19 protein-coding genes are annotated in these 21,335 nt (G+C 71.1%); 10 read left to right on the forward strand and 9 right to left on the reverse strand.

The genetic code is table 11. The features are described 5' to 3' along the window. Window positions 1-61 precede the first annotated feature (61 nt). Window positions 62-1,057: an aldo/keto reductase gene (locus NW895_RS03640; RefSeq protein WP_289933631.1), complete on the forward strand. Its 996-nt coding sequence runs from the start codon at window positions 62-64 to the stop codon at window positions 1,055-1,057. Window positions 1,058-1,197: 140 nt separating this feature from the next. On the opposite strand, the gene thpR is transcribed toward NW895_RS03640, so the two are convergent. Further along, on the reverse strand, window positions 1,198-1,770 hold the full coding sequence (gene thpR, locus NW895_RS03645) for an RNA 2',3'-cyclic phosphodiesterase (protein WP_289933632.1): 573 nt from the start codon (window positions 1,768-1,770) through the stop codon (window positions 1,198-1,200). 106 nt (window positions 1,771-1,876) lie between these two features. On the opposite strand from thpR, the gene NW895_RS03650 reads away from it, so the two are divergent. After that, window positions 1,877-2,464: a Uma2 family endonuclease gene (locus NW895_RS03650; protein WP_289933633.1), complete on the forward strand. Its 588-nt coding sequence runs from the start codon at window positions 1,877-1,879 to the stop codon at window positions 2,462-2,464. A gap of 8 nt (window positions 2,465-2,472) precedes the next feature. Here NW895_RS03650 and NW895_RS03655 read toward each other — a convergent pair whose 3' ends face one another. Together NW895_RS03655 and NW895_RS03660 are read right to left on the reverse strand one after the other, a co-directional pair. After that, on the reverse strand, window positions 2,473-3,831 hold the full coding sequence (locus NW895_RS03655) for an MFS transporter (protein WP_289933634.1): 1,359 nt from the start codon (window positions 3,829-3,831) through the stop codon (window positions 2,473-2,475). A 27-nt stretch (window positions 3,832-3,858) separates the two neighbouring features. Then, window positions 3,859-4,296: a MarR family transcriptional regulator gene (locus NW895_RS03660; protein WP_289933635.1), complete on the reverse strand. Its 438-nt coding sequence runs from the start codon at window positions 4,294-4,296 to the stop codon at window positions 3,859-3,861. Window positions 4,297-4,451: 155 nt separating this feature from the next. Here NW895_RS03660 and NW895_RS03665 point away from each other — a divergent pair, with 155 nt between their 5' ends. Then, the gene (locus NW895_RS03665) at window positions 4,452-4,634 is read left to right on the forward strand and encodes a CopG family antitoxin (protein WP_289933636.1); all 183 of its coding nucleotides are present in this window, start codon (window positions 4,452-4,454) and stop codon (window positions 4,632-4,634) included. A 21-nt stretch (window positions 4,635-4,655) separates the two neighbouring features. On the opposite strand, the gene NW895_RS03670 is transcribed toward NW895_RS03665, so the two are convergent. Further along, window positions 4,656-6,107, reverse strand: a complete 1,452-nt coding sequence (locus NW895_RS03670) for an NCS2 family permease (RefSeq protein ID WP_289933637.1) — start codon at window positions 6,105-6,107, stop codon at window positions 4,656-4,658. 150 nt (window positions 6,108-6,257) lie between these two features. Between NW895_RS03670 and NW895_RS03675 the strand changes: the two genes are divergently transcribed. Continuing rightward, complete coding sequence (locus NW895_RS03675; RefSeq protein ID WP_289933638.1) at window positions 6,258-6,545, forward strand: DUF2530 domain-containing protein; 288 nt, start codon at window positions 6,258-6,260, stop codon at window positions 6,543-6,545. A gap of 112 nt (window positions 6,546-6,657) precedes the next feature. Beyond that, a complete protein-coding gene (locus NW895_RS03680; protein WP_289933639.1) occupies window positions 6,658-9,060 on the forward strand; it encodes an HAD-IC family P-type ATPase in 2,403 nt (800 codons plus the stop codon). Window positions 9,061-9,066: 6 nt separating this feature from the next. Here the strand turns inward: NW895_RS03680 and NW895_RS03685 are convergent, their stop codons facing one another. The 3 genes from NW895_RS03685 to NW895_RS03695 form a co-directional block, all read right to left on the reverse strand. Continuing rightward, window positions 9,067-9,918 carry a hypothetical protein gene (locus NW895_RS03685; RefSeq protein ID WP_289933640.1) on the reverse strand — a complete coding sequence of 284 codons (852 nt, stop codon included), beginning with the start codon at window positions 9,916-9,918 and terminating at the stop codon, window positions 9,067-9,069. 183 nt (window positions 9,919-10,101) lie between these two features. Then, complete coding sequence (locus tag NW895_RS03690; protein WP_289933642.1) at window positions 10,102-10,968, reverse strand: calcium-binding protein; 867 nt, start codon at window positions 10,966-10,968, stop codon at window positions 10,102-10,104. A gap of 90 nt (window positions 10,969-11,058) precedes the next feature. Further along, on the reverse strand, window positions 11,059-11,817 hold the full coding sequence (locus NW895_RS03695; protein WP_289933643.1) for a calcium-binding protein: 759 nt from the start codon (window positions 11,815-11,817) through the stop codon (window positions 11,059-11,061). Between the two features lie 466 nt (window positions 11,818-12,283). Between NW895_RS03695 and NW895_RS03700 the strand changes: the two genes are divergently transcribed. The 5 genes from NW895_RS03700 to NW895_RS03720 all read left to right on the forward strand — a co-directional run bounded on the left by NW895_RS03700 (window position 12,284) and on the right by NW895_RS03720 (window position 16,952). Next, window positions 12,284-12,418, forward strand: a complete 135-nt coding sequence (locus NW895_RS03700) for a hypothetical protein (protein ID WP_289933645.1) — start codon at window positions 12,284-12,286, stop codon at window positions 12,416-12,418. Window positions 12,419-12,563: 145 nt separating this feature from the next. Further along, complete coding sequence (locus NW895_RS03705; RefSeq protein WP_289933646.1) at window positions 12,564-13,646, forward strand: hypothetical protein; 1,083 nt, start codon at window positions 12,564-12,566, stop codon at window positions 13,644-13,646. A 16-nt stretch (window positions 13,647-13,662) separates the two neighbouring features. Then, entirely contained in the window at window positions 13,663-14,940 is a 1,278-nt protein-coding gene (locus NW895_RS03710) for an MFS transporter (protein ID WP_289933647.1), read from the forward strand. A 61-nt stretch (window positions 14,941-15,001) separates the two neighbouring features. Beyond that, complete coding sequence (locus NW895_RS03715; RefSeq protein WP_289933648.1) at window positions 15,002-15,955, forward strand: cupin domain-containing protein; 954 nt, start codon at window positions 15,002-15,004, stop codon at window positions 15,953-15,955. A gap of 40 nt (window positions 15,956-15,995) precedes the next feature. After that, window positions 15,996-16,952: an HEXXH motif-containing putative peptide modification protein gene (locus NW895_RS03720; protein ID WP_289933649.1), complete on the forward strand. Its 957-nt coding sequence runs from the start codon at window positions 15,996-15,998 to the stop codon at window positions 16,950-16,952. Window positions 16,953-16,968: 16 nt separating this feature from the next. Here the strand turns inward: NW895_RS03720 and NW895_RS03725 are convergent, their stop codons facing one another. Together NW895_RS03725 and NW895_RS03730 are read right to left on the reverse strand one after the other, a co-directional pair. Then, window positions 16,969-20,091, reverse strand: coding sequence for a molecular chaperone Hsp90 (locus tag NW895_RS03725; protein WP_289933650.1), 3,123 nt, complete (start codon window positions 20,089-20,091; stop codon window positions 16,969-16,971). 148 nt (window positions 20,092-20,239) lie between these two features. Next, complete coding sequence (locus NW895_RS03730) at window positions 20,240-21,166, reverse strand: DUF3027 domain-containing protein (RefSeq protein WP_289933651.1); 927 nt, start codon at window positions 21,164-21,166, stop codon at window positions 20,240-20,242. Window positions 21,167-21,335 lie beyond the last annotated feature (169 nt).

Raw genomic sequence — 21,335 nt, forward strand, 5'->3', positions numbered from 1 at the left:
CCGGACCCTTGCCCGGCGGGCCCTTGCGTGGAGTGCACTCCAGGTCGTTGGCTTGTGGACCATGAAGTACACGCAGCTCGGACGCACGGGACTCAAGGTCAGCCGGCTGGTCCTCGGAACCATGAACTTCGGTCCGCAGACCGAAGAAGCGGACAGCCACGCCATCATGGACGCGGCGCTGGACGCGGGCATCAACTTCTTCGACACCGCCAACGTCTACGGCTGGGGCGAGAACAAGGGCCGCACCGAGAAGATCATCGGCAACTGGTTCGCTAAGGGCGGCGGCCGTCGCGACAAGACGGTCATCGCCACCAAGGTGTACGGGAACATGGACCCGGACGGCGCCACCGTGTGGCCCAACCACGACAAGCTGTCCGCCCTGAACATCCGGCGGGCCGTGGACGCGTCGCTGAAGCGGCTGCAGACGGACTACATCGACGTCTACCAGTTCCACCACATCGACCGGAACACTCCCTTCGAGGAGATCTGGCAGGCGATCGACGTCCTGGTGCAGCAGGGGAAGATCCTCTACGTCGGGTCGAGCAACTTCCCCGGGTACAAGATCGCCCAGGCCAACGAGATCGCCGCCCGGCGCGACGGGACCATCGGCCTGGTCAGTGAACAGTGCCTGTACAACCTCTTCGAGCGCCGCGCGGAGATGGAGGTCATACCGGCCGCGCAGGACTACGGGCTCGGGGTGATTCCGTGGTCGCCGCTGCACGGCGGTCTGCTGGGCGGCGTGCTCAAGAAGGAGGTCGAGGGCGCCCGCCGCACCTCCGGGCGGGCGGCCGAGACCCTCGCCGACCCTGCCGTCCGCGCGCGGATCCAGTCGTACGAGGACCTGGTCGACAAGCACGGCCACACCCCGGGAGAGGTGGCCCTGGCCTGGCTGCTCACCCGGCCCGGCGTGACCGGCCCGATCGTCGGCCCGCGTACGGCCGGGCAGCTGGAGTCCGCCCTGCGCGCGGTCGAACTGGAGCTGTCGGAGGAACTGCTGACCGGGCTGGACGAGATCTTCCCGGGGCCGGGTCCGTCCCCTGAGGCGTTCGCCTGGTGATCCCGGCGCCCCATGGGGGGCGGCGGCATGGTGGCGGCGGCTACTTTCCGAGCGCCGCCGCCACCGCCACCACGACGAGCATCAGCACAAGCGCACCGGCCATGATCCGGTTCCGGGTCTTCGGGTCCACGTAGTCGAGGTTAACCGGCCGCGCCGAGCGGCCAGCGGGCGACCGCCTCATAGCGGGGCTGCTCGCCCGGCGCCCCCGACTTCGGCAGGTTGCTGCGCACCAGCACCAGGTCCTCCACCGTCCACGTACGGCTCGTGAAGCGGTGCAGGGCGTCCACGTACGCCCGTACGTCGGCCGCGTCCCGGCTGCGCGCCACCGTCAGGTGGGCCTTGTAGCGGCGGTGCTCCCCCATCGGCAGCCCCGCCTTCCGGGCCGCCGCCTCGGCGCGGTCGGCCAGCAGGCGCAGGGTGTCGAGATCACCCTCCGCGCCCGCCCACAGGGCCCGCCCGCGCCCGAACTGCCCGCCGCCGCGTACGGCCAGCGGGAAGGGGCGGGTGCGGTGCGCGGCGCGCTCCAGCCGGGCCGACAGCTCCGGCAGAAGGGCGTCGTCGACCTCCCCGTAGAACGCGAGCGTGAAGTGCCAGCCGGGGCGGCCGGTCCAGCGCAGTCCGTCCGCGCCGGGGAGCTGCTTCAACCGGGCGATCTCGGAGCCGAGCTCACGGGTGACGTCCTCGGGGGGCAGCACGGCGGCGAAGAGTCTCATGCGACCAGTGTCCTCGCCGCGCCCCCGGCCGTGTCCTGGTCACCATGCGTATCGTTGTACCGCGCGGCTGCATTCGTCGACGAGGCAGCCGGGGAGGAGCGCCACGATGACCGTCCTTGAAGACAGGATCGCGATGGCCGAGAGCGACAACACGAGCACGCTCGACGAGATGTTCGAACGGCTCGAGACGATGCCCGTCCCCGAGGGATACAAGGTCGAGATCGTCGAGGGGACCGTCTTCATGTCGCCACAGCGGGACACCCACTGGGAGATCATCCTGGACATCGTCGAGCAGCTGCGGACGAAGTACCCACGGAAGCGCCTGAAGTCCGACGTGCGCGTCGACTATCCGGGACACCTGAACGGATTCGCGACCGATGTGACCGTGATGGCGGAGGGCGCCGCCAAGACGGAGGACGGCCGCTGGCGCTACGAGGACGTCGAGTTCGTCGCCGAGGTCATCTCGAAGGGCACCGCCGCCAACGACTACGGCCCGAAGAAGAGCGCCTACGCCAAGGCCGAGGTTCCCGTGTACCTCGTCGCCGACCCGTACCAGCGCCGGTGCCACGTCTACACCCACCCCAAGGGCGACGACTACGCCACCGAGACGAAGGTCGACTTCGGCGACGAGGTGGACCTCACCGACACCGTGGTCGGTCTCACCCTCAAGACGGACGAGTTCCCCCGCGACTGACCGAGGTACTACGCCGCCTCGGCCAGTCGCTCCCGCTCCCGCGACACGAACCGCAACCGCGGATGACCGTGGTTCCACCCGACCGACAGCCGCAGATTGCCGACGCGGGCCAGGACCAGGCCGATCACGACGGCGGCGGTGGCCGCGACGGCGCCGCCGGCGGCAAGGCCGACCCGGGCACCGTAGACGTCCGTGACCCAGCCGACGATCGGGGCGCCGACCGGCGAGCCGCCGAGGAAGACCATCATGTACAGGGCCATGACGCGGCCCCGCATGGCCGGGTCGGTGGCCATCTGGATGCTGGTGTTCGTGGTGACGTTCACCGTCATGCTGAAGATCCCTATCGGCACCATGAGCAGCGCGAACAGCCACAGGGACGGGGCCAGTGCCGCGACGATCTCCAGCGCGCCGAAGGCCACCGCCGCCGCGATCAGCACCCGCAGCCGTGACGTGCCGCGCCGGGCGGCCAGCAGGGCGCCGGTGAGCGAACCGACGGCCATCAGGGTGTTGAAGAGGCTGTAGGCGCCCGCGCCCGCGTCGAACACGTCGTCCGCGAAGGCCGACAGGAAGACGGGGAAGTTGAAGCCGAAGGTGCCGATGAAGCCCACCAGGACGATCGGCCAGATCAGCTCGGGACGCCCCGTGACATAGCGCAGGCCCTCGCGCAGCTGCCCCTTGCCCCGCGCGGCGCGCTCGACGACGTGCAGCTCACGGGAGCGCATCAGCAGCAGCCCGGTGAGGGGCGCGACGAAGGACAGGCCGTTGAAGAGGAACGCCCAGCCGGTGCCGACGCCGGTGATCATCAGGCCCGCGACGGCGGGGCCGACCAGGCGGGCCGACTGGAAGTTGGCCGAGTTCAGGCTGACCGCGTTCTGCAGCTGCCCCGGGCCGACCAGCTCGGAGACGAAGGACTGGCGGGCCGGGTTGTCGACGACCGTGGCGAGACCCACGGCGAAGGCGGCGACGTACACGTGCCAGACCTGGACGTGGCCCGTCAGGGTGAGGGCGGCGAGGGCGAGCGCGGTGAGCGCCATCGCGGACTGGGTGACCAGCAGCGTGGGGCGCTTGCGGAGGCGGTCGACCAGGACGCCGCCGTAGAGGCCGAAGAGCAGCATCGGCAGGAACTGCAGGGCCGTCGTGATGCCGACGGCGGCCGAGGAACCGGTGAGGCTGAGGACCAGCCAGTCCTGGGCGATGCGCTGCATCCAGGTGCCGATGTTGGAGACGACCTGGCCGAGGAAGAACAGGCGGTAGTTCCTGACCCTCAGCGAGGAGAACATCGAGGTCTTGCGGGGGGTGTCGGGGGCGGTCCGGGAGTCGTCGGGGTGTGGTGCGGGGGCGGAAGCTGCTCCGGGTCCCGTACTCAACAGGGTTCGCCTCCTTGCGAGTGCTGCTTACAGATGCGCGAGCTTTTCCAGCACGGGGGCGGCGGCGCGGAGTTTCGCCCACTCGTCCTCGTCGAGGCCCTCGACCAGGCTGGCCAGGAACGCGTTCCGCTTGGCTCGGCTCTCTTCGAGCATCGCCTCGGCCTGCTCGGTGCGCGTCACGACCTTCTGGCGCCGGTCCTCGGGGTGCGGCTCCAGCCGGACCAGGCCCTTGGCTTCCAGCAGCGCCACGATGCGGGTCATCGAGGGAGGCTGGACGTGTTCCTTGCGGGCGAGTTCGCCAGGAGTGGCACTGCCGCACAGGGACAAGGTGCCGAGCACCGACATCTCGGTGGGGCTCAGCGACTCGTCGACCCGCTGGTGCTTGAGCCGACGGGACAGCCGCATCACGGCGGATCGCAGGGAGTTCACGGCGGCCGCGTCGTCGCCATGGCTAAGGTCCGGCATGTTCTTTAGCGTAACTCATTAGTCTCGCGAACGACCACTGGGGACACGCTCTGACCAGAGTGACCCTGGCCACGGAAGCCCGACATCACTCAAACGGGTGATACATGCGCGGATCGTGACACACCGCACCGACGCCTGCCGCGACCCTCGTCTCCATGAGGACCAGTGTGCTCAGCCTGCGCATAGACCACGACCTGCTGGAACGGCTCCGGGGCCGGGCCGCGAAACGAGGAATGAGCGTCCAGGACTACGTCGTCCGGACGCTCATGCGCGATGACTTCGACGAGCGGTTCCAGGCCGCCGTCGAGGAGACGGAGAGGTTCTACGGGGTCACCTGACGGTCACCCGGCGCCCGCCGCTCAGGTCAGCCCCAGCGCCGGCATCAGGTAGTAGAAGCCGAACACCGCGGCGACGACGTACATCGCCACCGGCACCTCCCGGCCCCGCCCGGCCGCCAGGCGCAGCACCACGAAGGTGATGAAGCCCATGCCGATGCCGTTGGTGATCGAGTAGGTGAACGGCATCATCACCATCGTCACGAAGGCCGGGATGGCGATCGTGTGGTCGGCCCAGTCGATCTCCTTGACCGACCCGGCCAGGATCAGGAAGCCCACCGCGAGCAGCGCCGGGGTGGCCGCCTGGGACGGGACCATGGTGGCGACCGGTGTCAGGAACAGGGCCGCGGCGAACAGCCCACCGGTGACCACGTTCGCGAAGCCGGTACGGGCCCCCTCGCCGACGCCCGCCGTGGACTCGACGAAGCAGGTGGTGGCGGAGGAGGAGCCGGCGCCGCCCGCGGCGACCGCGATGCCGTCGACGAAGAGCACCTTGTTGATGCCGGGCATCTGGCCCTGGCTGTCGGTCAGCTGCGCCTCGTCGCCGACGCCCATGATCGTGCCCATGGCGTCGAAGAAGCAGGACAGCAGGACGGTGAAGACGAAGAGGACGCCGGTGAGCAGACCGACCTTGCCGAAGCCGCCGAAGAGACTGACCTGGCCGATGAGGCCGAAGTCGGGGGTGGCGACGGGGTTGCCGGGCCACTTCGGGGTCGTCAGGCCCCAGGACGGCACCTTCGCGACCGCGTTGATGATCACCGCGAGGACGGTCATGGTGACGATCGAGATGAGGATCGCGCCGGACACCTTGCGCACGATCAGGGCGAGGGTGAGCAGCGCGCCGAGGACGAAGACCAGCACCGGCCAGCCGTTGAGGTGGCCCGTACCGCCGAGCTGCAGCGGGACGGTGGTCTGCGCGGAGTCCGGGATGCGGGAGACGAAGCCGGAGTCGACGAGACCGATCAGCATGATGAACAGGCCGATACCGATGGAGATGGCCTTGCGCAGGCCGTAGGGCACGGCGTTCATCACTCGCTCGCGCAGCCCGGTGGCGACGAGCAGCATGACGACGAAACCGGCCAGCACCACCATGCCCATGGCGTCCGGCCAGGACATCCGGGGCGCCAGCTGGAGTGCGACGACCGAGTTCACCCCCAGACCGGCCGCCAGCGCGATCGGCACATTGCCGATGACACCCATGAGCAGGGTGGTGAACGCCGCTGTCACGGCCGTAGCGGTGACCAGCTGCCCGTTGTCCAGCTGGTGCCCGTACATGTCCTTCGCGCTGCCGAGGATGATCGGGTTCAGCACGATGATGTAGGCCATCGCGAAGAAGGTGGCGAAGCCGCCCCGGATCTCGCGGGACAGGGTGCTGCCGCGCTCGGAGATCTTGAAGAAGCGGTCGAGGGCGCCGTACGCGGGCGCGCCGCCCGGCTGCCGGGGGGCGGGAACCTTGGCGGGGGCCGAGGTGGACATGCGGAACCTCATCACCGGCGGACTTCCCCCAGGTCCAGTTGGTGCTTCCTACGAAAAGAAACGGTCGAAGACAAACGGTTTCAGTATGAACATATGACTCGGTGAATGCTATCTCCGCGCGTAGACCTGATCGCCTCGTAAGCTGTGCGCATGGCGAAGTGGACACCGAGACACGAGGCGCCGGAGCCCCTGGAGGGCCCCGTGGTCGCCACCATCACCGGCGGCACCGCCGTCTGGTTCGTCCTCTTCCTCGTGCAGCTGCCCTTCTACGGCTGGTTCGACGACCACGGGCACACCTGGTGGCTGTGGACCTGTCTGGCGGGCGGCGGGCTCGGTCTGTTCGGCATCTGGTACGTACGCAGGCGGGACGCGGCGATCAAGCGGGCGGCGGCGGCCGCGGCGGCCGAAGAGAACGCCAGGACGCCCGCTGCCGAATGACCGGCGCCGCTTAGTACCACGGCATCACATCTCCCGACGCCCGTCCTACCCAAGTCGGATCTTCCGCGCACTCGGCGGGTGAACCCCCACATCCGCACGTACCGTCGAATGCATGACGCACACCGACGCGGACGCCGAAGTCGACGCTGTGCACCCCGCCGCCGCCCCCCTGCCGGCAACCGGGCTCACCGCCGCGGAGGTCGCCGAACGGGTCGCGCGTGGGCAGGTCAACGACGTGCCGGTGCGCAGCAGCCGCTCCACCGTCGACATCGTCCGCGCCAACGTCTTCACCCGGTTCAACGCGATCATCGGCGTGCTCTGGCTGATCATGCTGATCGTCGCGCCGATCCAGGACAGCCTGTTCGGCTTCGTGATCCTCGCCAACACCGGCATCGGCATCGTCCAGGAGTGGCGGGCGAAGAAGACCCTCGACTCCCTCGCGCTGATCGGCGAGGTCCGGCCGACCGTGCGCCGGGACGGGGCCGCGACGGAGGTCGGTACGTCCGAGATCGTGCTGGGCGACGTCATCGAGTTCGGCCCCGGGGACAAGGTGGTCGTCGACGGGGTGTGCGTCGAGGCGGGCGGGCTGGAGATCGACGAGTCGCTGCTCACCGGTGAGGCCGACCCCGTCGTGAAGCGGCCGGGAGACCCGGTCATGTCCGGCAGTTTCGTGGTCGCCGGCGGCGGCGCGTACCAGGCCGTCAAGGTGGGGCGCCAGGCGTACGCCGCCCAGCTCGCGGAGGAGGCCTCCCGGTTCACGCTGGTCCACTCCGAGCTGCGCTCCGGCATCTCCACGATCCTCAAGTACGTGACGTGGATGATGGTCCCGACCGCGACGGGCCTGATCATCAGCCAGCTGTTCGTCAAGGACCACGCCTTCAAGGACTCCGTGGCGCGGACGGTCGGGGGGATCGTCCCCATGGTCCCGGAGGGGCTGGTCCTCCTCACCTCCGTCGCCTTCGCCGTCGGCGTGATCCGGCTCGGCCGCAAGCAGTGCCTGGTCCAGGAGCTCCCCGCCATCGAGGGACTGGCCCGCGTGGACACCGTCTGCCTCGACAAGACCGGCACCCTCACCGAGGGCGGCATGGACGTCGCCGGGCTGCGCGCCCTGGGCGGCCACGACGAGACGTACGTGCGCCAGGTCCTCGGCGCCCTGGGCGAGTCCGACCCGCGCCCGAACGCCTCCCTGAAGGCGATCATCGAGGCCTACCCCGACAACGTCGACGGCTGGCACTGCACCGAGGCCCTCCCCTTCTCCTCCACCCGCAAGTACAGCGGCGCCTCCTTCAGCGAGGGCGACGGCGCGTCCAGTACGTGGCTGCTGGGCGCGCCCGACGTGCTGCTGCCCGACGACGACCCCGCGCTCGGCGAGACCGAGCGGCTCAACGAACAGGGTCTGCGGGTGCTGCTGCTCGCCCGGGCCTCCCGTGACCGCGCTCTCGACGACCCCGAGGTCGCGGGGGGCGTCGAGCCGGCCGCCCTGGTCGTCCTGGAGCAGCGGCTGCGGCCGGACGCCGCCGACACCCTGCGCTACTTCGCCGAGGAGAACGTCCAGGCCAAGGTCATCTCCGGGGACAACGCGGTGTCGGTCGGGGCGGTGGCAGGCAAGCTGGGCATCGCCGGCACCACGGTCGACGCCCGCCGGCTGCCCACCGACCGGGAGGGCATGGGGAAGGCCCTCGACGAGGCCACGGTGTTCGGGCGGGTCGCCCCGCAGCAGAAGCGGGACATGGTGGGCGCGCTGCAGGCGCGCGGGCACACGGTCGCGATGACCGGCGACGGCGTGAACGACGTCCTGGCCCTGAAGGACGCCGACATCGGGGTGGCGATGGGCTCCGGTTCGGAGGCCACGCGGGCGGTCGCGCAGATCGTGCTGCTGGACAACAGCTTCGCCACGCTGCCCTCGGTGGTGGCGGAGGGACGGCGGGTCATCGGCAACATCACCCGGGTCGCGACCCTGTTCCTGGTGAAGACGGTCTACTCGGTGCTGCTGGCACTGCTGGTGGTGTGCTGGCAGGTGGAGTACCCCTTCCTGCCCCGCCACCTGACCCTGCTGTCCACGCTGACCATCGGCGTCCCGGCCTTCTTCCTCGCCCTCGCGCCCAACAGGGAACGGGCTCGGCCCCACTTCGTCCGGCGGGTCATGCGGTACGCGATCCCGGGCGGGGTGGTGGCCGCGGCGGCGACCTTCGCGACGTATCTGCTCGCCCAGCACCACTACACCGGGCCGGGATCGCTGGACGCGGAGACCAGCGCCGCCACGCTGACCCTGTTCCTCATCTCGATGTGGGTGCTGGCGATCATCGCGCGCCCCTACACCTGGTGGCGGATCGCGCTGGTCGCGGCGATGGGCGGGGCGTTCCTGCTGGTGCTGGTGGTCCCGTGGCTGCAGGACTTCTTCGCGCTGAAGCTGGTCGGGATGCAGATGCCGTGGATCGCGGTGGGCATCGCGGCGGTGGCGGCGGCCGCCCTGGAACTCGTGTGGAGGTGGGTCGACCGCCGCGTTCCCGCCTAGCGGCGGTTACTGGACGTCGACGTAGTCACCCGTGGCGTTGACCGCCGGGGTCGTCGAGGTGCCCGCGAAGCTGAAGCGCCAGTAGCCGTCGTAGGCGGCCGTGGCGGTGGCCTTCACGTTGCCGTACGAGTCGGAGTAGACCGTCTTGACGGTGGTGTACGTGCTGGTGCCCGCCTTGCGGAACTGCAGCTTGACCGGCTGGTTGGTGTAGCCGTGGTACTGGTTGTCGTCCCAGTTGGCGCGGGACAGCTTGCCGGTCGAGGTGATGGTCTTGCCCTTGGCGACGGGCTCGGGGCCGGCGTTGACGGTGAGCTTGGAGTAGCGCTGCACCAGGGTGGTGCCGAGGCCGCCCTGGGTCTTGGAGTCACCGTTGCTGGTGACGGCGAGGCCGCCCGCGTTCCAGGTGCCGGCCTCGGAGCTCGCCAGGTCGCCGTCGGCGGGACGGATGTTGATGACGCCCTTGCAGCTGAGGGTGGTCGACGAGGTGGCGGTGCAGGTGGCCGGGTCGTCGCTGATCAGCACGTTGCTGGCGGTGTCCACCGAGGAGCCCTTGTAGATGAGCGGGCCGCTGGCGAAGTTGTCGGAGCTGGTGTCCATGTCGGCGGGGTGCGTCAGGGTGTAGGTGACCGGGACGCTGACCACGTTCGTGGTGCCGACGACGATGTTCTTGCCGCTGTTCACCTTCATGTCGGAGAAGGTGACGTCGAGCGTGGCGGCGGTGCCCGCGGTGCCGTCGGCGGTGGCGGCGCTGAAGGCGGCCTTGCCGGACGGGGCGTCGGCGGCCTGCGCGGCCGGAACGACGAGGGCGGAGAGGGCCAGGGCGCCGGAGACGGCGGCCACGGTGGCTCGCATGTGCATGTGTTCCCCAGGTGGAGAAGTGATCTAGGAGTCTGACTGACTCACGTGGTCTGATCCGCGACACCGGGGATGGGTTGTATCTGGAGATACGGATTTTGTCGGCGCTTACACAATCTTTGGCGCCCGTGTTACGAAGATCACCGCCGGCTCCGGGGTCTCCGGAGCCGGCGGTGCGCTGTGCGCCTACTGCACGTCGACGAAGTCACCCGTGGCGTTGACCGCCGGGGTGGTCGAGGTGCCCGCGAAGGAGTAGCGGTAGTAGCCGTCGGCCGACGCGGTGACGGTGGTGCTGAGGTTGCCCGTCGAGTTGGACTTGATGGTCTTCAGCGTGGTGTAGGTGTCGCTGCCCTTCTTGCGGTACTGCAGCTTCACCGACTGGCCGGAGTACCCGGCGTACTTCAGGGTGTCCCAGTTGGCGCGGGACAGCTTGCCGGTGACCGTGATGGTCTTGCCCTTCTTCACCGGCTCCGGGGACGCGTTGACGGTCAGCTTGGAGTTGCGCTGGACCTTGGTGGTCTTGTAGGCGTCCCGGATGATGTAGTCGCCGTCGTTGCCGACGGCGCCGACCCACACCTTCCAGGTGCCGGCCAGGAAGTTGCCGAGGATGTTGGTGTACGGGTCGGCGATGAGCGTCACCTTGCAGGTCGCGGTGGTGGCGCTGGAGTGGGTGCAGGTGCCGACCTGGTCCTCGTCGATGGTCGTCGGTTCGATCGCCCCGTCGATGTGGTCGACGTCCGCACCGTGCCACAGGACGGGGAAGGCGTCGGCGATGCCCTCGGGGTCGGTGGCCGTCACGGAGACGGTGAACGACTTCTTCGCGGTGGTGCCGACGACGATGTTCTTGCCGCCGTTGACGGTCACGCTCGTGATCTTGGTGTCACCCTCGGACTCGTCCGCCGGAGCGGCGGTGGTGAACGGCGTCACCTTCGAGGTGGACGGGACCAGCGAGGCCAGGCTCGGCTTGTGCTCGTCCGCCTGCGCGGCCGGAACGGCGACGGCGGACAGGGCCAGGGCACCGGAGACGGCGGCCACGGTGGCTCGTATGCGCATGTGTTTCCCCCAAGTGGAAAGGACGGAGTGAAACACCGGGCCCCGCACGGCACGGAGCCCGGTGAACGGCGGTGGGAACCGCCGGGTTGCTTACTGCACGTCGATGAAGTCACCGGTGGCGTTGACCGCCGCGGTGGTCGTCGTGCCCGCGAAGGAGTAGCGGTAGTAGCCGTCGGCCGACGCGGTGACGGTGGTGCTGAGGTTGCCCGTCGAGTTCGACGTGATCGTCTTCACGGTGGTGTAGGTGTCGCTGCCCTTCTTGCGGTACTGCAGCTTCACCGACTGGCCGGAGTAGCCCGCGTACTTGAGGGACTCCCAGTTGGCGCGGGACAGCTTGCCGGTGACCGTGATGGTCTTGCCCTTCTTCACCGGCTCCGGCGAGGCGTTGGCCGTCAGCTGGGCGGCGCGCTGGAACTTGAAGGAGCCGGCCTTCTCCTTCCACACGAAGTCCTCGTCCTTGGCGTCGATCCAGGCGTCGACGTACCAGGTGCCGGCGCTGGCGTTGCTGAGGAAGTCGACCTTCGGGTCCACCAGCACCGAGGCGGTGCAGGTGGAGGTGGTGGAGCTGATCGCCGTGCAGGTCGGCTTGCCGGTCGTGAAGAAACCGAGGTCGGGGCCCTCCAGCGAGAACTCGTCGGCGCCCGCGATGCCCGAGTCGTCGGTGGCCGTCACGCTGACCTTGATGGTCTTCGCGGTGGACGTGCCCACGGACACCTTGTTGTCGCCGTCGACGACGACCTTGGTGATCGTGGTGTCGCCGAGGCTGCCGTCCGCCTGCGCGGCCGGAACGGCGACGGCGGACAGGGCCAGGGCACCGGAGACGGCGGCCACGGTGGCTCGTATGCGCATGTGTTTCCCCACGTGGAAGGGGCCCCGTTGGTCCTCGCCCCCCAACGGATCGTGCTCTCAACGGGGCCCAAGTGTGCTTGGAGTCTGCTGACTCAGGTGATCAGATCCGCGACGGGCGGGGATGGTTGTACGGCTGGTGAAAAATTTGTGCGGATGCTTCCACACGTCCGTGCCGCACGAGCGGCCCGGCCTCCCGCGGGGGGCGTTTTTCGTCATGATCGGAACCGGTGTGGCCGAGTTTCACTCGATGTGAGTCATGTGTTTGATGTGACATGGACACGGGTAGGCCCGGGCGGCCAGACGTCCGGTTTGGGCTATTGCCGGGGGGAATTCCCGAAAAGCGGGAGCAGGGGGCGGCGCCACCGCCTCGGAATGGATTCGGACATTCACTCGTGCGTCGTTGCTGCGTACAAAGACCGCCGGATACCGTTTCAGCGGCCTTTCCACTTACCGGAGGGAGCACAAAATGCCCGATGCCGAGTACCAGGCCCTGGTAGAGGCGACCCTGCAGGAACTCAGCGCCGCTGAGACCGATGACGTCCTCGCCCCCGTGGAGAGCGGCGACAAGGGTCCCGCGATGGCGTGGTTCATCGCCACCTGACGCGACAGGAACGAGGGTTCCGGTCGCGTTCGCGGACGGGGCCGGAACCCTCGTTCCGCACTGTTCCGCGAAATCGCCCGACCGCCGTGACGAGAGGCCCCGACCAGTGACCACCTCGTTGACGAGTCCCGCCATCATGACGGGCGTGGACGCTCTTCTCCGGCAGTACACGAACATCGGCGAAAACGACCGCTGTGTCATCGCGTACACCCCGGACAGCCGGGAATCGGCGGCCCTCATCACGGTCGGCCTCCGGCAACGGGGCGTGGTCCCCGCCCTGGTCGCCATGCGCCCCCTGGTCGACTACGAACTCGCCGGCCGTCTGAACGCCGTCCTGCCCGACCCCGGCGAACTGACGGGGCGGCTCGTGCTCTTCACCCTGGAGAAGGACACGATGTCGCACTTCGGGCCGTTCACCGAGGTGCTGCGGCGCTACGGCGGGCAGAAGTGCATGGTCGTACGGGTCATCAGCGCCTCGCCCGAGTTCTTCGAGAAGGCGCTCAACCTGTCGCCGGCGGAGCTCAGCGCGCGCAACGCGACCCTCCTCGACCGGCTGCTCGGCGTCCACGACATCCGGGTCCGCAGCCGCGGCGGAACCGACCTGCGCATACGCCTCGACTCCGACGAGTACGACTGGATCAGCAATCGCGGCGTGTGGCGCCCCGGCGGTTTCACCATTCTGCCGGCCGGCGAGATCGCCACCTTTCCCGCCCGTATCGACGGCGTACTCGTGGCGGACGGCGCGTTGAACTGCAATGTCATCACCCGTATCGACACCAGACTCGGCGAGAACCCGCTGCGGGTCGAGATATCGGACGGCCGGGCCGTCGGCTTCGAATGCCAGGACGCGGATATCCGGGAACTCGTGGGACTGTGCTTCCGGCAGCCGTACGGAAAGCGGGTCGGTGAACTCGGATTCGGCACCAACTCGGGAATCGACGCGTTCATTCCCGCGAATTCCCACATCAACGAGCGCCGCGTCGGAGTGCACATCGGGTTCGGCCAGCACAACCAGGACAAGGACAAGATCGGCTATCAGGAAAAGGTCCATCTCGACCTGATCACCGACGGCGCCGAGATCTTCGTGGACGACGACGAGGAGCCGATCGACCTGGCGACCTTCACCCCGAGTTCCGTACCGCACCCGGAAATCGCCCGCGACGAGGACATCACCGGCGACTGCTGCGGCTTCGGATACGGCGAGCTGACCGACGAAGGGGCCGAGTGAGGCCGGGTGAGGCCGGGTGAGTCAGAGTCTCCGGCACGCGCTCCGCACCCGGGTCGCCGGGAGCGTCCTCGGACTCCCGGGCTTCCGCAACCTGTGGGCCGGACAGGCGGTCAGCTCCATCGGTGACCAGCTCTTCGTCGTGGCCGTCTCCCTGCGCGTGGTCGAACTCGGCGGCGACGCGGGTGACGTGGGCCTCGTGCTGGCCGGACGGATCCTGGCGGTCGTGGTGTTCGCCCTGGCCGGCGGTGTCTGGGCCGACCGGCTGCCCCGGCGCCGGGTGATGATCACCGCCGATGTCGTGCGGATGCTGTGCCTGGTGGCGGTGGTGGCCGTGCCCTCGGGGGCCGGGACGCTCGGCCTCGCCCTGCTGACGTTCGTGCTCGGCACGGGCGAGGCGTTCTTCCGGCCGGCCTACGGCGGTCTCGTCCCCAGCGTCGTACCGGCCGAACGCCTCGTCGCCGCCAACGCGTTGCGCGGCGCGACGGAGAGCACGGCCGCCGTCCTCGGACCGGCGCTGGGCGGTGTCGTGGTCGCCCTGGCCGGCACCAGGACCGCCTTCGCGGTCAACGCGGCGAGCTTCGCGGTCAGCCTGCTGTGCGTCCTGCTGGTCCGCGAGCCCGCCCGCACGGCGGCGCCCCGCACGTCCATGCTCAGCGAGGTCCGGGCCGGGCTGTCGGCGGTGCGCGCCACGCGCTGGACGACGGCCGTCCTGGCCATGACGGCCGTACAGACGCTGCTGGTCGTCGCGCCGCACATGGTGCTCCTGCCGATCGTCACCAGCGAGGAGTTCGACAGCGAGTCCGCGTACGGCACCGTCCTCGCGGTCTTCAGCCTCAGCGGACTCCTCGGCACCCTGCTCGTCGGGCGGCTGCGGCCGCGCCGCCCGGGACTGGTGGCCGTCTGCTTCAACGCGCTGTTCGTCGCCGTACCGATCGTGCTGCTCAGCCCCGTGTCACTGGGGTGGGTCATCGCCGGCTACGCCGTCGCCGGTGTGGCGATGATGCCGTTCAACGTGCTGTGGGAGACGGCGCTGCAACGCCAGTTCCCCGCCGAGCTGATGGGCCGGGTCACCTCGGTCGACTGGCTGGTCAGCCTGGGGCTGCTGCCGCTGGGGCTGATGGTCGCGGGGCCCGTCGCCGACCTGGTGGGACGTACGCCGGTGCTGCTGGTCGCGGCGGTCGTGCAGGTCGTCTCCGCGGCCCTCGTGCTGCTCGTCCCCGGCGTGCGCGACTTCCACCAGGACGCGGCGCCCGGCCCGCAGGAGGAACCCGACGGCGCCCCACTGGCCCGGTAGCGCGGGCCGTGCGCCGGGGAGGTGGCCGTTCACCGACTGGTCGTGCGAAGGGAAATTGACGATGGCGCTGGACAGACTCCTCGACGATCCGGCCCGGCTGCCGGAGATCCGGGACCGCACCCCCCATGTGAGCCGCGGGCTCGGCCCGTTGGACGACGTCTTCACCACCGGTCACGCGCAGGACCTGCTCTTCCACCGCGGCCTGCGGACACCGTACGTGCGGCTGCTGCGCGACGGCGGCGAACTGGACGTACGACCGCGTCCCGCCGGTGCCGCGCGGGGCGGCGCGGTCGGTGAGCACCGGCAGCTGTCCGGACTGGCCGACCCCCACCACGTCCTGGCGCAGATCGACGCGGGCGCCACCCTCGTCCTGCAGTCCCTCGCCCTGTACTGCCCCGAGGTCGCCGCCTTCTGCGAGGCGCTCGCGGACGAGACCGGCTACCCCGTCTCACCGACGGCGTTCCTCACCCCGCCCGGCGCCAGGGGAGCCGCCCCGCACTACGACCTGTCCGGCGTCTTCATCCGGCAGCTCGCGGGCGCCAAGACCTGGTGCGTGCGCGCACCGCGCCAGACCCTGCCCGTCGTCCGGGGCCGGGCGGGCGACGTGCCCGACACCCCCGTCGTGCTGGAGACCCGCCTCGAACCCGGGGACTGCCTGTACGTGCCGCGGGGCTTCTACCACGAGGGGCGGACCGACGGCGAGGGCTCGGTCCACCTGTCGTTCTCGGAGGGCACCGAGGACGCGTGGATCGGTCTGCTGCACGACGTCCTCGACCTCGCCGCCGATGAGCTCCTGGCCCTGCGCACCCGCCTGCCGGCCCTGGACGACGTCATGGCCGGCCGGTCCCGTCAGGAGTGGCACACCGTACGGGACAGCCTGCTGGAACACCTGAGGACCTTCAGCGACGAGAAGGTCGCCGCCCTGATCGTCCGGCGGATGCGCGCCCGGCAGGTCCCGTCGGCGCCCGCGCCGGGAGCGCTCGCCGACCGGCTCGCGCTCAAAGAGCAGTTCTGACCAGCGCAGCCCTGACCCGACCCAGGGGGGAGACCGCACCATGACAGTCGACACACAGGCCGACGTGTACGCCGAGATCACCACCGTCGCACCGGACCCGAAGGGCACCGCGCGCCTCGCCCGGGCCTACCACCGCGACGTGCTGCGGCGGCTCGCCCCGCACGTGACGGCCCCCGAGCGGGTCCCCGCCACCGGCCCGCACCCGAGGACGGTGTGGGCCGCGGGCGAACTCCGGGCGGGCCGGCCCGTGGACGAGGCCTGCCTGGCGGACATCCGTGCCTCCCTCGCGCCGGACGGGCCGGGCCTTCCGCCGCTGGAGCACGTCACCGGTGTGCCCGGCTATCCGCTGTGGTGCCGGGCGGCGCTGACGGACCTGCGGGAGGACATGCTGCGCACGGCGGGCGTCGGCACCCCCGAGATGACCGCCACCGCGGCGTCCGAGGCCGTCGCACGGGTCGACGAGGCGGCCGGTGTGCTGCGCCGGGTGTGGCCGGAGGCCGCCGTCGAACTCGGTCTCCTGGTACGGGCCGTCGTCTACGTCGGCGGCGGCGCCTTCCGCTCCGCGACGCTTCAGCGGAACTACGGCGCCGTGTTCGCCGGCGTCGACCACCTGCGGACCGTCCCCGCGGCCTTCGAGATGCTGCTGCACGAGACCGGCCACCACTCGCTGTATCTGCGCAACGCGTTCGGCAGCTTCGTCGACAACGGGGACGACCTGGTGAGCCACGCGTTGCGGCCGGATCCGAGGCCCGTCTCCGGGACGCTGCACGCGGCCCACGTCCTGGCCCGTATGGCCGCCGGTCTGCACCGCTGGTCGTCGGACCCCGGGGCGCCGGAGGAGGTCGTGCGACGACGGGACGACGCACTGGAGCGGCTGCGCGCCACCACCGCGGTGCTGCGCACGGCCGCCCGGTGGACCGGCGCCGGCGCGGAGTACTTCCTGAACCTGCTCGCCTGGCAACGGCAGCTGACGGAGACCTGCGTATCGGACCGGTGACGCGTGCCCCGGCCGGTCAGTCGAACCAGCGGTCCCGCGCCAGCTCCTCCGTCCGCGACGGATCCTCCAGCAGCGCCGCCACCTCGAACCGCCGGGGCCACTGACCGGCCGCCCAGGCCAGTCCCGCGGCCACGCCCTCAAGGGTGGCCGCGTGCAGTACACCGTCGTCGGTCAGCCGCCAGTCGATCTCCACGCCGTCGACGACGAGTTCCTCGTGCTCGACGTACGAGGCCGGGGTCCGCGGGCCCAGCAGCACCCGCACCGGCTCCGGTACGCCGTGCTCGGTCCCCTCGGAGTCGACCTCTCCCGTCACGGACTCGCTCAGCCGCCGCACCTGGAACAGCTCGGCCAGCTCGGCGGCCCGGGTCGGGCGGACGGGGAGCAGCGGGACACCGGACGTGAAGGGCAGCAGGTCCGGCGAGTCGCACACCACGGCGTCGGCCGCGTCCACGACCTCCACCCGGCCGTCGATGACGGCACGCAGCTCGTCCGGCAGGGTCACCTGCTCCGGGTCCAGCTCGGCCAGCGCGCCGTAGAGGGCGTGCAGCTGGGCCGGGGTCACCTCCCGCTCGGGGTCGGCGAGGCGGTCCAGCAGCTCGGCCGCGCCGCCCGGCTCGTCGAGCAGCGCGGCCACCGACGTCCGTACGCCCAGCGCCCGCAGCACCTGCTCGTCGTCGAAGCCGGTGGCGTCGGCCTCGTCGTACAGGCCTCTGAGGAGCGGGTCGCCGCCGGCCGCCCGCAGGCCCGCCGGGCGGCGGCCGGCGAGCACCGGGTGGCCGCGCAGCCACCAGGCGGTGTACGGCCGTACGACCTCGTGGGTGCCGTCGTGGAGCAGGATCCGCACCGGCTGGGTGAGGGCGTCCCGCAGGGGCGGCTGGGCAAGCAGGGCGAGGGCCTGCGGCCACTTGTCGTCGTCGACGAGGTCGAGGTCGCGTACGGCGACGATCTCGGTGGCGACCGGGGGGACGGGCGAGTCGGGGAAGCGGTCGAGGACGTCCTCCGACCACACGTCGACCGCGTCCAGCAGACCGGGGTCGTCGGGTTCCGGGAAGTCCCCTTCCCGGGGCTCCAGCTCGTCCGGGTCGAGGACGACGTCGGTGGCGCGGACGAGGGCGAAGTTCACCAGCACACCGCAGGCGGCCAGCGGCTCCTCGCCCCACTTGTCCGCCAGCTCGGCGTCCACGGCGGCGAGTTCGCCCTCGCGCATGACCTGAGCGAAGGGGCCGCCGGGGAAGACCAGCTCACCGGCGGGGGACAGCTCGCCGTCCTCGTCGGTGAGGGCGAGGGCACCGAGCCAGGGCTCGTCCCCGGGCTCCAGGCCCGCGTCGCGGACGAGGGCGAGCACGGTGTCGGCCAGCTCCTCGGCGTCCAGGGCGTCCTCCTCCCAGGACACCCCGCCCTCCTCGTCGAGCGAGGCGGCGACGGCGGCCCGCACCTGCGGGGTGGTGAGCACGGCCCGGGGCGTGGCCGGGAGGGCGCCCAGCTTCTCCAGCAGCGGGTGGGCGGCGTCCGGGTGGGCGACCTTGAGGCCGAGCCGGGCGAGCACCTCCGGGTCGATGCGGGCAGTGTCGGTGCCGGGGAGCAGGACCTGCCGGGGCCCGATCGTCGTCCGCCGGTCGGCCAGCGGCACCGGCAGCCCGGACAGCCGGTCCGGGTCGACCCCGGCGAGGCTGTCGTACAGCCGCCACCACCAGCCGGGGTCCCTCTCCAGCCCGGCCAGGCGATCGATCGCGTCGGTGAGCGGAACGCGGGCGACGCCGAGGGTACGCAGTTCCACGCGCCGTTCCAGCCCGGCGGGCAGGAGGGTCGGCAGGACGTCCGCGAGGACCCGTACGGTGTCGGCGCCCGCGCCCTCCACCACCTCGGCATCACGCGGCCGCAGGGACTCCGGCAGCTCGGAGTCGGGTTCCTCGGCCTCCACCGCGGGCGGCAGGAAGGAGGTCCGCGGCAGCCGTTCGAGGATCGCCTGCCGCAGGGCCCCGTCCAGCTCGCCCTTGCCGAGCGGGCCGGGTACGAGGTCGATGACGCCCGTGGTCACCGGCCGCCAGTCGGCGAGGAGTTCGGCGTACGCGTCCGCCGCGCGCTCGACGAGGAAGTCGGTCAGCGCACCGGGGGCGGCGTGCCGGCGGGTGCTGTCGAGGGGGAAGGAGGCGATGAGCAGGGCGGGGACGCCGAGGGGCTCGTCGCTCGGGGTGGGGGCATGGACGACGGGGCTCGTGCGGGGGCGGGCGGGAGTGCCGTCGGCGGCGTCGACGGGCACGGCCCAGGTGACCGACCAGTGCGGGCGCAGGCGCTCCTCCACCGGCCGGTCGGCGAGCAGCTCCGGCGCGACCGGCCCGTGCGCGGAGGCGGTACGCCACCGGGTCGTGCCCTCACGCGAGTCCTCCACGACGGTGAGGGCGCCCTCGGCACGTCGGCGCAGGGTCCGTGTCTCCTGGCCGGTCTCGACGACGACCTCCTCCAGGCCGGGCAGGGCGAGGAGCAGAGCGTCGTCGACGGCGTGCAGGAGGCGTTCGGCGAGGTCGGCGGCGGGCGTGTCGCGCAGGGGCAGGATGACGACCGTGTCGTACGGGTCGGGGGCGGTGCCCTCGGCGGCGAAGGGCAGGCGCAGCAGGGGGACGTGGCCGTCGCGCCGGCGGATCTCGTCGCCCAGCCCGGGGCTGTGCCGGGCGGTCTCGGTCGCGAGCAGGCGCGCCTCGGCGAGGGACCAGCGGACGCCGCCGTGGCGGCCGATGACGGCGGGCTCGTCGGTGACGGCGAGGACGGCGGCGAAACCGACGCCGAAACGGCCCACTGACGGGGTGTCCCGCTTGGCGGAGGCACGAAGCGTGGACAGCGACTCCACGCCGGCCGCGTCCAGCGGGGCGCCGGTGTTGGCGGCGACGAGGACGCCGTCGCGGAGGGTGAGACGCAGCCGGCCGGGCACGCCCGCGCGGGCCGCGGCGTCGGCGGCGTTCTGCGCGAGCTCGACGACGAGCCGGTCCCGGTAGCCCCCGAGGACCAGGTCCTCCTCGGCGTTGGCGTCCTCACGGAACCGGGCGGGGCTGGTGGCCCAGGCGTCCAGCACGCCGCGCCGCAGGCGGGCGGTACCGAACGGGTCGGCCCCTTCGGCGGCAGGCCGCACGAACTTGCTGCTCACGTTCCAACTCCTCGTCGACGTGAGGACGAAGGTACCGCCTGACGAGCGAGGACGCGGCGCCCGTCCCCGGTCGGCTCCCGACCCGTACGTGACGGAGGGCGCGGCGACCTCGACGCAGCCGTCGGCCGCCGTCGGCGACCGGACGTCGCTACGAGTGGCCCAGTTCGTCCGTCTCGCCGTCGGAGACATCCGGCACGGATCCCGAATCCCGGGCCGGCCGCAGCGGGAACGGATCCACCCTCGTCTCGTCGATCACCGGCGGAGCCGGCTGCGGCGGCTTGGGCATGACGGCCGCCTCGGAGTGGCCCCCGCAGCCGTAGGCCAGGGACACCACCCGGCCGTCGGCCGGGGAGAACTCGTTCGCGCACACCCCGAAGGCCTGCCCGAGCGAACCCCCGATACGCACCAGGAACCCGCAGCTCACACATGCCGCGGGCGCCGCCTGGGCCATCGGCGTCTTCGCGCCGAACGCCTCCTCCCAGCGGTCGGCGGCGATATGGAGGCCGTAGCGGGACAGAACGCGGGCCCGCCGCATGCCCAGTTCCTCCGCGACCGCCGCGATGGTGCCGCGGGACGGGACGGCCGGGAGGTTCGCCGGCGTCCCGGCCGTGACCTCCGCGTCCTCCGCCTCCACCAGGTCGGCCATCTCGTGCGACACGGCGGAGCTGGGCAGCGGCTCGTCCTCGCCGGCGTACCCCGGCTCCAGCCGGAGATCCTCCGCGTCGGTGGGCAGCAGGTCGCCCGGGCCCATGTCGCCGGGGCGGAGCCGTTCGCTCCACGGGACCCACTCGGGGGCGAGCAGCGCATCGGGGCCGGGAAGGAGGACCGCCTCGTCCACCGTGACGATCTTGGCGCGGGACGCACGGGCCACCGTCACGGCCCAGCGCCAGCCGCGATACCCGAGCTCCTTGCACTCGAAGAAGTGCGTGACAACACGGTCCCCTTCGGAGACCAGCCCCACATGCTCGCCGACCACACCGGGCGCGGCCGCCTCCTCGGCTGCGGCGCGGGCGAGGTCGACGGCCTCGGCGCACAGACGGTCAGGGGTGCGGCTTCGCGTTGTCGCTGCGCTCACAGGTATCGCTTCTCTCCATACGCCGTCTCACAAGTGCGCCACTGCCGGCGGTGGGGGCGGCGGACGGAGCGGACCGGTGGGCCGCGTCGACGTCCGCGCCCGCTCGCGCTCGGGCGCACCTACGTCATCCATTCTGCGGCATGCCCGTAAGGCGCGCGGCCGAGAACGT

It is taken from the genome of Streptomyces sp. S.PNR 29 (assembly GCF_030386795.1).
Lineage (GTDB): Bacteria > Actinomycetota > Actinomycetes > Streptomycetales > Streptomycetaceae > Streptomyces.

Excerpts from the sequence above, each read along its gene's own strand:
- thpR (WP_289933632.1), bottom strand. The coding sequence starts at position 1,770 with ATGAGACTCTTCGCCGCCGTGCTGCCCCCCGAGGACGTCACCCGTGAG.
- NW895_RS03640 (WP_289933631.1), top strand. The coding sequence starts at position 62 with ATGAAGTACACGCAGCTCGGACGCACGGGACTCAAGGTCAGCCGGCTG.
- NW895_RS03695 (WP_289933643.1), bottom strand. The coding sequence starts at position 11,817 with ATGCGCATACGAGCCACCGTGGCCGCCGTCTCCGGTGCCCTGGCCCTG.
- NW895_RS03680 (WP_289933639.1), top strand. The coding sequence starts at position 6,658 with ATGACGCACACCGACGCGGACGCCGAAGTCGACGCTGTGCACCCCGCC.
- NW895_RS03685 (WP_289933640.1), bottom strand. The coding sequence starts at position 9,918 with ATGCACATGCGAGCCACCGTGGCCGCCGTCTCCGGCGCCCTGGCCCTC.
- NW895_RS03700 (WP_289933645.1), top strand. The coding sequence starts at position 12,284 with ATGCCCGATGCCGAGTACCAGGCCCTGGTAGAGGCGACCCTGCAGGAA.
- NW895_RS03660 (WP_289933635.1), bottom strand. The coding sequence starts at position 4,296 with ATGCCGGACCTTAGCCATGGCGACGACGCGGCCGCCGTGAACTCCCTG.
- NW895_RS03720 (WP_289933649.1), top strand. The coding sequence starts at position 15,996 with ATGACAGTCGACACACAGGCCGACGTGTACGCCGAGATCACCACCGTC.
- NW895_RS03715 (WP_289933648.1), top strand. The coding sequence starts at position 15,002 with ATGGCGCTGGACAGACTCCTCGACGATCCGGCCCGGCTGCCGGAGATC.
- NW895_RS03670 (WP_289933637.1), bottom strand. The coding sequence starts at position 6,107 with ATGTCCACCTCGGCCCCCGCCAAGGTTCCCGCCCCCCGGCAGCCGGGC.
- NW895_RS03650 (WP_289933633.1), top strand. The coding sequence starts at position 1,877 with ATGACCGTCCTTGAAGACAGGATCGCGATGGCCGAGAGCGACAACACG.
- NW895_RS03675 (WP_289933638.1), top strand. The coding sequence starts at position 6,258 with ATGGCGAAGTGGACACCGAGACACGAGGCGCCGGAGCCCCTGGAGGGC.
- NW895_RS03690 (WP_289933642.1), bottom strand. The coding sequence starts at position 10,968 with ATGCGCATACGAGCCACCGTGGCCGCCGTCTCCGGTGCCCTGGCCCTG.
- NW895_RS03665 (WP_289933636.1), top strand. The coding sequence starts at position 4,452 with ATGAGGACCAGTGTGCTCAGCCTGCGCATAGACCACGACCTGCTGGAA.